This window comes from Corallococcus sicarius (assembly GCF_003611735.1).
Lineage (GTDB): Bacteria > Myxococcota > Myxococcia > Myxococcales > Myxococcaceae > Corallococcus > Corallococcus sicarius.
Genome location: NZ_RAWG01000374.1, coordinates 1 through 8,288 on the forward strand (window position 1 = coordinate 1; position 8,288 = coordinate 8,288).

The window sequence follows — 8,288 nt, forward strand, 5'->3', positions numbered from 1 at the left end:
GGGAGGGGCATCCCCAGCGGGCAGGCCCTCGTCCTGCACTCGCGCCCGGGCCCGCGCCAGCAACGCCATCACGTCCCTGTCGGGGACCTGGGGGAAGTCGGCGTACTGCTGGCTGACGGCCTCCAGGTCGGGCACCGGAAGGAGGCACGCCAGGTCCTCCACCAGCGGCTGAAGCTCTTCGAGCACCTCATCCGCCGCCAACGGCACGGCGAGGACGATGCGGCCGGGCCGCCGCACCCGGAGCGACTGGATGGCCGCCCGCACGGTGGCTCCCGTCGCGATCCCGTCATCGACGAGGATGACCGTCCTGCCCCGGAGGTCGGGCGGAGCGGCCCCGTTCCGGAAGCGGGCCACGCGCTCCTTCACCTCGGCCCCCTTGCGCTGGACGAGCCTCCGCGCGACGGACTCCACGACGCCCATGCGCGCCATCATTTCCCGGTCGAGGAAGGCGATGCCTCCTTCCGCCACCGCCCCCAGCCCCAGCTCCTCGTTGCGGGGCGCGCCCACCTTGCGCACCACCCAGACGTCCAGCGGAGCCCCCAGCGCCTCCGCCACCTCCGCCGCCACGGGGACCCCTCCGCGGGGCAGGCCCAGGACGATGGTGTCCTCTGCGCGATACCCACGCGCGATCAGCAACCGTGCGAGCCGCCGCCCCGCGTCGACCCGGTCCTCGAAGTACATGGCAGGCATCTCCCCCTGGGAGGATGGGACGTGCGCGTGGCATGTGCCAGGGCCTGTGCCGCGGGCGGAGCGAAGTGGGAAGGCCTTCGCTGCCGACAAGGGATCGTCAGCCGGGCACGCCTTGCGTCCCGCCGTATCGCCGCAGGGCGTTCGCGTTGCCGGTCGTGGCGCGGGACTCCAAGTTCTTCACGGTCCCCGCCTCATGCGAATCCCCGTGCCCATCAGCCGCCTGCTGGACCCCCATCCCGCGGGTGCCTCGCGAAGGGGCTTGCGCCAACAGCTCGGAAGGGTGCTGGGGGGACGGGTGCAGGCCACGCGCGCGGCCACGGTCAAGCTGGGGTGGAGTCTGGCGATGGGGGCCGTGCTGCTGGGGCTGTGGCTGGGGGCCTACGGGCCCGCCGTCAGCGTCACGCTCTTCATGCTCCTGACGCTGGTGGGCTTCCTGGCGGTGACCCGCCTGAACGCGAACGCCCTGTTGTTGCTGGAAGCGAAGCACCGCCAGGTGGAGCAGTCGCTGCGGCTGTCGGAGGCGCGCTTCAGCGGCATCGTCTCCCACGCGGCGGACGCCATCATCTCCATCGACCACGCGCAGCGCATCATCCTGTTCAATGCGAGCGCCGAGCGCATCTTCGGCTACGCCGCGAGCGAGGTCCTGGGCCAGCCCCTGGACGTGCTCCTGCCCGAGCGCTTCCGAGCGGTCCACGCCCGGCACGTCCGCCAGTTCCTGGAAGGCAGCGCGAGTTCCCGACAGATGGGGGAGCGGCTGCCCATCTCCGGCCGGCGCAAGGGCGGCGAGGAGTTCCTGGCGGAGGCCAGCATCTCGAAGCTGGACGTCGAAGGGACGCAGCTGCTCACCGTCAGCCTTCGGGACATCAGCGCGCGCAAGTGGTCGGAGGACGTGCTCCGCAACAGCGAGGAGCGCTTCCGCACGGCCTTCGAGTACGCGCCCATCGGCATGGCGCTGGTGGGGCTGGACGGGCGGTTCCTCACCGTGAACGCCTCGCTCTGCGACATCGTCGGCTACTCGCGGGAGGAGCTGCTGGCCCGGTCGTTCCAGGACCTCACCGTGGCGGAGGATCTGGAGAAGGACCTGCTGAACGCGCGCCGGTTGCGCAGTGGCGACATCGACACCGTCCAGCGCGAAAAGCACTACCGCCACCGGGACGGCCACATCCTGAACATCCAGCTGACGGCCTCGTCGGTCCGCGACGCCCACGGTGAACCGGTCCACTTCATCGCGCAGATGCAGGACATCACGGAGCGCAAGCAGTTGGAGCAGGCGTGGCGCTTCCTGGCGGAGGCGGGCCCCCGGTTGGCGGCGTCGCTGGAGCCACAGGTGACGTTGACCACGGTGGCGGCGCTCGCCGTGCCGGCGCTGGCGGACTGGTGCGCGGTGCACTGCCTGGAGGACGACGGGCGCACCCACCGGGTGGAGAGCGCGGCGGCCACGCCGGAGCTGGCGCGGAGTGTGCGGGAGCTGATCGCCACCTCCGCGGATCATCCGCCCCGCACGGGAGGGTTCACCGCCTCCGTGCTCCGGACGGGCAAGCCGTTGCTCATTCCGGAGGTTCCCCCGGAGATGCTCGAAGCCGCGGCGTCGGATGCCGAGCACCTGGCGCTGCTCCGCCGCCTCGCACCCGAGTCCTGCATCATCGTGCCGCTGAAGACCCCGGCGCGCATCCTGGGCGCCGCCATCCTCGTGACCTCCGGGAGCGGGCGCCGCTACGGAGCGCGCGACCTTGCCCAGGCGGAGGAGCTGGCGAGCAGGGCCGCGATCGCCATCGACAATGCGCAGCTGCACGCGAAGTCCGAACAGGCCACGCGCATCCGCGACGAGGTGCTGCGCATCGTCGCCCACGACCTGCGCGCGCCCCTCAACGTCATCGCCCTCAGCGCCGGGAAGCTGGGCAAGGGGCTGTCGGCGACGCGCGCCGTCCAGAAGCCCCTGGAGTCCATCCGGAAGGCGGTCGAGCGGGCGAACCGGCTCATCCAGGACCTGCTCGACGTGGCCCGGATGGAGGGCGGAACCCTGTCGGTGGAGCGCGAACCGATGGAGGTGGCACCGCTCGTCCGGGATGTGGTGGAGCTGCACCGCGCGCTCGTGGACGCGAAGTCGCTCCAGATCGGGGCCTTCGTCCCGGAGGACGTGCCTCCCATCCTCGCGGACCGGGAGCGCGTGCTTCAAATCCTCTCCAACCTCCTCGGCAACGCGCTCAAGTTCACGCCCGAAGGGGGGAGCATCACGCTGCGCGTCCAGCCGGAGAAAGGCCAGATGCGCTTCTGCGTGGGCGACACGGGGCCCGGGATTCCAGCGGAGGACCTGCCGCACCTCTTCGACCCCTTCTGGCAGTCCCGGGAGAAGCGCAAGGAAGGAGCGGGGCTGGGGCTGGCCATCGTGAAGGGGCTCGTCGAGGCCCACGGCGGACAGCTGGGCGTGGACAGCCGTCCGGGGGAGGGGAGCACGTTCTTCTTCACGCTCCCCACCGGGCCGCCCGGGCCGCCGGGGCCATGACCCATCAGCTCCTGGCTGCGTGGTCCCGCCGAGTTGTCGGATCCAGCGGCTATGACCTGGGTCTGCTCTCCGCACCGGAGCGCATCCAGGAGGCGCGAGCGATGGGGAGCCGCCGTTGGGTGATGCTGTGCCTGGGGTTCCTGCCAGGGATGGCCGGGGCGACGGCGTCTCCCGTCGAGGAGGCCTCATCCGCACCCCCGACACGCCCCTGGTACTCGCTGACGCGGCTGGAGGCGACCTGGGGGTGGACAATGCGCGCTGAAGTCCTGCTCGGGTGCGTGGTCCTCCTCTTTACCGGCTGCGCCTCGTTGCCTCCCGGGCCGGGAAGGATGCTGAGCTACACGGCCAGCACAGCCACGGACTCCCCTGGGGTGCGAGCGTCGAACGACGAAGCGTCGCGTGCATCCGCTCCGGTGCCGAGCGTCACGCCCCGAGAGGAAGCGCCTCCGTTGTACCGGCGCAAGGCTGTGCGCGAAGTGGTGACGGGTGCGAGCCCCGTCCGTGCGGTGGCCGTGGCGGGCCTCACCCATCCCGACAAGCAACCGGACGGCTGGGAGCAGTTGTTGACGAACGCGGGGCTGGAGGCGCGCGACGAGCGTCCCGTGGGAGAAGCGCTGACGCCCACGCAAGCGGCGCGACTGCTGGGCGTGCTCCTGGGGAAGCCCGTCACGCTGGGCAACTTCCCGCCTCGCATGGCGGCGGGCTTCATCCTGCGCGAGGTGTTGGAGGGGAGCGCGGCTTCACGGGAGGAATTGTTGCGTCGGGTGGAGCGCTTCTCCCGGGAGCAGGTCGCGGTGCTGCGACCGGATGGCTATCTGGCGTGGGCACTCAATGGGCGCACCCAGCAGAAAGTGGCCACCGTCGAGTGGAGGGAGGGCGCCTTCCGCGCGGGCAACTTCGAGCTGGGGCGCTTCTACAGCGGCAAGGGCGGCGTCTTCCGGACCGTGGATGCACGGCTCCAGGCTGCGGACTGGCGCCCTCTGGCGGAGGTGTACGACGACGCGGACGTCATCAGCCGCACCCTGGATGGAGCCGAGGACGCCTTCGCGGAGCTGTACCACGCGCTGGGTCAGTTGCTCACGCGTCCCGTGGACAGCATCGCGGGACTGAGCCACCTGCCAGCGGGTGTGGTGGCGCTCATCATGTCATCGTCCATGTACTGGGAGCGCTTCGGGTCCATGACCCGTGGCGAGCAGATCCGCGAGGTGTCGCGACTGACGACGGGCTTGCTCATCACCGGGGGCGCGGCCTCGGCCACGACGCGGGCGTTGAAGGGGATGGCTGTAGGCGCGGAAGTCTCGGTGCCGGTGCTCTCGCTGTCGGCGGAGGGCGCGCTGGCGTTGGAGCGCATCGCGGTGCCAGCAGGGCGCGTGGCGTCGGTGTTGAGCGGAGGACCCGGGGCGGCCATCATCCTCCAGCGGTCCAACACGGCCTCGACGGGCGGAGCGCCTTCCCAGGGGCCGGGGCAGTGGGGACCCGCTCAGGAGTCGATGTCCACGCGTGCCCGGCGCTACCAGGAGCAGATCACGGGGCACTCGGCGGATGATGCGTACTGGGTCGGCGGAGTGGGCCAGAACAGTGGAGGCGTGAAGTTCGATGGGTTCAAGGAAGGCGTGCTACTGGATGCCAAGGGCCCCGGCTACGCGAACAAGTTTCTCGATACGCTTGATCCGGAATCCTGGTTTGAGCCGACAGGCGCCAAGGGGCTCATTGATCAAGCCCTGCGACAACGGGACAGCGTTTGGGGCATGGGGATCGCGATTGAGTGGCACGTTGCTGAAGAAGGAGCAGCGAAGGCCATCCGGAAACTGCTCCGGGACAATGGGGTGCGTGAGATTACGGTCATCCACACCCCGGCACTGTGAAGAGAGAAAACCGTGACAGCCAAGGCGAAGCCCCCTCCTGAAACCTATTACGCAGGGGCCTACTGGGGAGCGCGCAAGGAGTCGCCTGAGGAGTGCGCCCGACGCACGGCTGAGTTCCTTACCTTGCTGGCGCCAAGCGATCCCTTCCTCTCCCAGTGGTACTTGCCCACGCGATCATCCAGGGAGTCGCGTGAGTACCCGCTGATGCCGCCCGATGTGCCGACGCTGACGGAGCAGTTCCGGCTTGGCGTCAACCGCGAGAAAGGAGGCCCTGCCATCGAGAGACTGGGCTATGGCTTCTGGTTCGGTAACGGGGGGCGTGATTACGACCGTGCGAGTCTGCGCATCTACAGTGGGGGCTACTCGGAAGCGGGCTCAAACTCCTGCGTGTTGACGTTGCCCACGCCTGGTCGCAGTCCGAACGCGGAGCGGGTGATTACGGCTCCCGTTTTGACGGAGGTCGTGCGCAGCATGGCACTGGCCTGGGAACCGGACTGGTCCGTGGCCATGTCCCATGCGCATCGCGACCTGGAAGATGAGGCAGGCAAGACGGACATCTGGCTGGGCTGGGTGACCTACCTGTCCCGTCACCGGGGCACGGTGCCGCCACTGCCCGCCCCCGTGCGCATCGAGCCCGTGGAGGACAGGGGCTCGATGCTCATCCTGACCCCTGAGCGATTCACCGTGGCCAACCCCGAGCACATCGCGCTGGCGCGGCGGGTGCGCGAACTGCTGGCCCGGGCAGGGCTCATGCAGTTCGCATCTTCTTGAGCATCCGCTGGCTCAGTGTTCCCCGGTCAGTGGTGATCGGCTTCCGCGTCGGTCGTCACGGCCGCAGGCGGCGCCGCGGGCTTCGTTTCGCCGGCCGGCGCGGGCTTCGGCTTCGGCTGAGCACCGTCACCGGGGCCGGTGCGCTTCTGCACGTTGCCGAACTGGAGGTCCACCAGCGTGCCGCCAATCACCGCGAGCCCCAGCCCGATGGCCAGGCTGAGCGCCCCGATGCCCAGCACGCGCGTGGGCCTCATCTGCCACCACATGAACAGGCCCGACAGCGCCCAGAAGACGATCATCACGCCAGAGACGTCCGCGAACAGCGCCCACAGCCACATGACGCCGAAGTTCGACGGGTAGTGGTGCAGCACGTGCAGCTTCGTCAGCAGCTCGTTCACGCTCAGCACGCGCGCCGCGTCCGCCGGCCTGCCGTCCACGAGCCCCGAGCCCAGGTTGTAGGTCACGTTCCACGCCTGCTGGTTCGCATCCAGCATCTTGAAGCGCAGCTCCGGCGCACCCCGGGGGCTCGACTTCGGCGCCGACTTCGCCGGCACGTCCAGCTTCGTCAGCAGCGGCGCCAGCTTCGCCTCGATGGCCGCCATCGAGTACTCCGGCAGCGTCACCGTGTCGCCCGCGAACGGAGCCTCCAGCTTCGGCTTCGGGGACACCGTGCTGCGCGTGGACACCGTCGCGCTGCCCTCGTCCAGGTTCACGATGACGATGTTGTTCACGCCCTCGCCCGGCGCGAGCAGCACCGTGAAGCCGGAGAAGTGTGGGTCGCTGCTCGACTCCAGCCGGTACGTGCCGCCGTTGGCGTTGAGCTGCTCCACGAGCTGCTTCGCCACGGCCTCCGGTGCCACGGGCGCCATCCCCGTGATGGCCTGGAGCTGCTCGGCCGGCACCTCGCGCACCGCCACGTCCTCACCGACGTCCGGGTGGTTGAAGAGCACACCGCTCACGCCGAAGACGATCATCCAGGGGAACAACAGCAGCCCCAGGTACATGTGCGTCCGGCGTACCCACTTCATGACCAACGGGTAGCGGATGGGCGAGCGCGGAGCCGGGGCAGGGGACGAAGGAGCGTCAGGCGTGTCGATGGACATGGAGGGCACGGCGGGAAGAAGGGGGACGGCCCCCGGAGCCCCGGACCGCGAGGGCCCGGGACCCCTTGGGATGACTAGCGCAGCTGCAGGAACGAGAACGACAGGCCCGAATGCGTCGCGACCACCTTGCCGCTCAGGTCGCTGAGCTCGCGGAAGTTCGTGTGGGTGCCGCCGTTGGTGAACTCGGTGAACAGGGTGCGGTTGTCGGCCTGGAACAGGAAGGAGCTGCCCGTGCTGGCCGGCAGGGTGTCCACCAGCGTGGCCTGCGTGATGTTCGCCAGGTCCAGCTTCCACCACCGCCACGCCACGGCGCTCGCGATGACGCGCGGGTGCGTGCCCGCCTGCACCGGATAGGCGGTCTCATCCAGCACGCGCAGGTAGCCGGAGCCCGCTGGGCCCTGGAGCAGCGAACCCGTGGCGCCGCCGTTGGTCAGCGCGCCCAGCTCCTTGTAGAAGGCCGCGTCGTACTTCGCCGTCGCCGGGTCGAACTTCAGCAGGCAGGGCGTGGGCACGTTCACGTCGCTCTGCGCCGTGCGCTTCACCGCGGCGCCGTACGCCTCCGTCGCCAGGTAGACCTGGCCGTCCGCGCCCACCACGCCGTCACGCACGTAGCCGCAGCGGTCGTCCGTCGCGAGCACGGCGGTGTCGGTCGCCGTGTCCAGCACGATGATGCCCGCCTTCTTCGTGATGCCGATGCCCGAGGCCGGACGCCAGCCCAGCGGCATCAGGACCTTGGTGCCCACGCGAATGGGGTTGGACGCGAACGTCAGCACCGTGCCCGCGATGGTCATCTCCGGCAGGGAGATGCTGTTCGTCAGCGCCATCTCCTTCGGGTTCCAGATGATGATCTGCGAGGTGCGGCCGTCGAAGTAGTACGCCTTCGTGTCCGACACGAACTGGAACTGGTTCTGGTACTCGCCAATCGTGGAGAGGCCCTTGCTGGCGAAGCTCACCTCGCCGGCCTTCTCCAGCTTGTTGTCGTTCGTCACGTTGTAGCGGGTGACGACGGCGGACTCGCTGCTGGAGACGAAGAGGGCGCCCGACTTGGAGATGCCGGAGCCCAGCGCGCGTCCGTCGATCTCCGTCGCGTTCTCCAGCGACAGGGGCTCCGTGTGGTCCACCTTGTCCGTCAGGATGACGTAGCTCTGGGACTCGGAGTCGGCGCTCACCTGGGCGACGAACGCGTACAGCGGCGACGTGTTGGTGCCGGCGTCCGGGACGGGGTCGACCGGGTCGTCACCGCAGGCGACGACGAAGGAGCAGGCGAACGCCGTGAGGACGCGGCTGGAGATGCGAAGGAAGGATGAGGGCTTCAAGGACTTCCCTTTCGGTGGGGGGGCGGGGGCTGCGTGCGAA

The 8,288-nt window shown here is 69.5% G+C and carries 6 protein-coding genes; 3 read left to right on the top strand and 3 right to left on the bottom strand.

Annotated elements, in window-relative coordinates; genetic code table 11:
* On the bottom strand, positions 1 to 681 hold a 681-nt coding region (locus D7X12_RS36000), incomplete at its 3' end, for a phosphoribosyltransferase (RefSeq protein WP_120629734.1).
* A gap of 202 nt (positions 682 to 883) precedes the next feature.
* Between D7X12_RS36000 and D7X12_RS36005 the strand changes: the two genes are divergently transcribed.
* From D7X12_RS36005 to D7X12_RS45195, 3 genes are all read left to right on the top strand, one after another.
* Positions 884 to 3,193: a sensor histidine kinase gene (locus D7X12_RS36005; RefSeq protein ID WP_244224983.1), complete on the top strand. Its 2,310-nt coding sequence runs from the start codon at positions 884 to 886 to the stop codon at positions 3,191 to 3,193.
* A 449-nt stretch (positions 3,194 to 3,642) separates the two neighbouring features.
* Positions 3,643 to 5,058: a Tox-REase-5 domain-containing protein gene (locus tag D7X12_RS45190; protein WP_279637266.1), complete on the top strand. Its 1,416-nt coding sequence runs from the start codon at positions 3,643 to 3,645 to the stop codon at positions 5,056 to 5,058.
* Between the two features lie 12 nt (positions 5,059 to 5,070).
* The gene (locus D7X12_RS45195; protein WP_120629737.1) at positions 5,071 to 5,829 is read left to right on the top strand and encodes an immunity 52 family protein; all 759 of its coding nucleotides are present in this window, start codon (positions 5,071 to 5,073) and stop codon (positions 5,827 to 5,829) included.
* Positions 5,830 to 5,855: 26 nt separating this feature from the next.
* Here the strand turns inward: D7X12_RS45195 and D7X12_RS36020 are convergent, their stop codons facing one another.
* Positions 5,856 to 6,932: a PepSY domain-containing protein gene (locus D7X12_RS36020; RefSeq protein ID WP_120629738.1), complete on the bottom strand. Its 1,077-nt coding sequence runs from the start codon at positions 6,930 to 6,932 to the stop codon at positions 5,856 to 5,858.
* A 74-nt stretch (positions 6,933 to 7,006) separates the two neighbouring features.
* Complete coding sequence (locus tag D7X12_RS36025; RefSeq protein WP_120629739.1) at positions 7,007 to 8,248, bottom strand: DUF4374 domain-containing protein; 1,242 nt, start codon at positions 8,246 to 8,248, stop codon at positions 7,007 to 7,009.
* Positions 8,249 to 8,288 lie beyond the last annotated feature (40 nt).

Coding starts and splice junctions, on each gene's coding strand:
- D7X12_RS36005 (WP_244224983.1), top strand. CDS start 884: ATGCGAATCCCCGTGCCCATCAGCCGCCTGCTGGACCCCCATCCCGCG.
- D7X12_RS36020 (WP_120629738.1), bottom strand. CDS start 6,932: ATGTCCATCGACACGCCTGACGCTCCTTCGTCCCCTGCCCCGGCTCCG.